The sequence below is a fragment of the Streptomyces gottesmaniae genome (genome assembly GCF_031845845.1).
Classification (GTDB): Bacteria; Actinomycetota; Actinomycetes; order Streptomycetales; family Streptomycetaceae; genus Streptomyces; species Streptomyces akebiae.
This window is the reverse complement of sequence record NZ_JAVRFJ010000124.1, coordinates 1-466: the sequence shown is the minus strand read 5'-3', so window position 1 is coordinate 466 and position 466 is coordinate 1. Positions and strand designations below refer to the sequence as shown.

Genomic DNA, 466 nt, shown 5'->3' with positions numbered 1-466 from the left:
ATTCTGTGGAGCCCCGAAACCCTGCACGTCGACGCGGTGTTCGACGTCCAACGCGGCCGTGAATTCGGCCTGCAGCAACACCAAGTACCCACCACCTTGCTGACCTACGAGGATCGCTACGGCAGGAAGGCGGAGGCCGAAGTCCGCGAGCTGGGCAGCTTCTGCATCACGCAGGCAGAGATTCCGCGACTACAGGCCTTCTGCTCCGCCGTGTCGGCGAGGATCAATGCCGTCATGGACGGCCTCACCAGTCCAGGCTTGCCCGGAAAGCGTGCCAGGCGTCTGGAACGGGCCGCCCGGCACCTACTGCAGGCATACCAGCGCACCCACAGTGACCTCGGCGTGTGGGAGCAAGAGACCGATGAGCTGCACCTGGACTACGTCATAGCCCTGGAAGCCCTGATGGTCAGCCCCAAAGACAAACACGAAGGAATCAGCCAAAGGATCCGCACCCGAGCTAGCGCTC

The 466-nt window shown here is 63.1% G+C and carries 1 protein-coding gene; it reads left to right on the top strand.

Translation table 11 applies throughout. The features are described 5' to 3' along the window. Positions 1 to 466: hypothetical protein (locus tag RM704_RS44680; RefSeq protein WP_311593609.1), on the top strand; the 466-nt coding region annotated here is incomplete at both ends.